This is a genomic window from bacterium (genome assembly GCA_035559435.1).
In the GTDB taxonomy this organism is placed as follows: domain Bacteria; phylum Zixibacteria; class MSB-5A5; order WJJR01; family WJJR01; genus JACQFV01.
Map to the genome: position 1 here is coordinate 1 of DATMBC010000005.1, position 1744 is coordinate 1744.

Consider the following 1744-nt stretch of genomic DNA (forward strand, 5'->3'; position numbering starts at 1 on the left):
CCCGAGATGGTCGGTGGTGCTCAGGTAATTGCCGACGCGGTCATAGGTGTAGCGCTCGGTGAAGGCGTTTTGGAGGGTCTGTTTGTCGGCCTCGGTGAGCTGGGCGGCGCTCTTGCCCTCCCCCGTGAGCGGATCGACCACCCCGAGGCTCCTTCGCATCGCGCGATAAAGGGCGCTGTCCGACGCCGTCAGGGCATGGGCCACCCCGTCGGTCTTGGCAATGAGCTGGTTGAACTCGTCGTAGACGAAGCTCGTTACCTGGGCGTTCTCGACGCTGTCGATGACGATGTGGCCGGTGGGATCAAGGTGCGCCTGCACGCCGATGCTCACGCGCGTGCGGTTGTGGCGCGAATCATAGGCGTAGACCGTCTTGAGGCCGTTGGCGTCTTCGACCATCGCCAGCCGATCGTCCTTATCGAAGGTAAAGCGCGTGGTATGGCCGTTCTCGTCGGTGGTGGCGATTTCGTTGCCGTTGGCGTCGTACTGATGCAGCACGGTATAGCGCGTTGCGACGCCCGTGCGCGGATCGATGACGGCGGGCCGGATCTCTTTGACCAGGCGGTTGTTTTTGTCGTACTCGAAGTCGGTCGTGTTCCCGTTGGCATCCGTTACCGCGGCACGGTTACCCGGGGCATCGTAGCGGTAGCGGGTGGTATGGCCCTGCGCGTCGGTTTGCGAGATGAGCTGGTCTTCCTCGTCGTAGCTGAAGCGAATGATCTGACGTTTGGCTTCGGGGAGTTGCACACCCGCGATGATGGTCACCTGATTGTGGTTGGCGTCGTAGACAAAGCGCGTGACATGACCGGTCGGGTCGGTTTGCTGGCGCACCAACCCCTCGGGGGTATAGAGCATCTCGGTGGTGAAGCCGCGGTTGTTGGTCGTGCGGATGCGGTTGCCCTCGCCATCGTAGGCGTACGTAGTAAGGAATTGCCGCAACACCCCGGCCTCATCGGCCACCGTCGCCGCCCTGACCTCGACCAGCTCGCGGCGGGCGTTATAGGTATAGGTGGTGGTGCGGCCTTCGGCATCCGTCACGCTGGTGCGGTTGCCGACGATATCGTAGACAAAGCGCGTGTCGCGGTTCTGGGCCGGGTTGGTATCGGCATTGTCAAGGGTGGCGATGAGGAGGTTGTTGCGGTCGTAGAGATGGATGACGCTGTGGCCGTTGGCGTCGGTCACCGCGATACGGTTGCCGACCGCGTCGTAGCGGTTGACGGTAACGTGGCCCTCGGGGTCGGTGACGGTGAGCAGGCGATGGTCCGCATCATAGGTGTAGGTGGTGATGCCGCCCCGGGCGTCGGTAAAGCGCGTGAGGTTGCCGAAGTGATCGTATTGGGACCGTGTGACGTGCCCTTCGCCGTCGGTGGTTTCGATGTTGTTGCCGAAGGCGTCGTAGGCGTAGCGGGTAATTTGTTGTTTCGTCGGATCGGCGAGATCGCTCGGATCGAGATAGACGATGCGTCGGGTGAGGTTGCCAAAAGCGTCGTACTCAAAGCGCGTGATATCGCCGCCCGCGTCGCGGCGCTCGATCAAGTTCTGGCGCGCGTCGTAGGTGTAACGGGTCGTATGCAAATCCAACAGCGCCTGACGGTCGGCCGCCGTGAGGCCGGCGACCAGCGCGGCGAAGCCGAGCTCGACACGTTTTTGTTGGGAAACGGGATCATCGGAGCTGACGAGGGCATTACCCACCGCGCTCGTTTCACTGGCAAGTTTGTTGAAGCTCGTATAGGTGAAGGTCGTGCTA

The 1744-nt window shown here is 62.2% G+C and carries 1 protein-coding gene; it reads right to left on the minus strand.

Going from position 1 to position 1744, the window contains the following annotated elements; all coding sequences use genetic code 11:
* Window positions 1-1744: hypothetical protein (locus tag VNN55_00215; GenBank protein HWO55972.1), on the minus strand; the 1744-nt coding region annotated here is incomplete at both ends.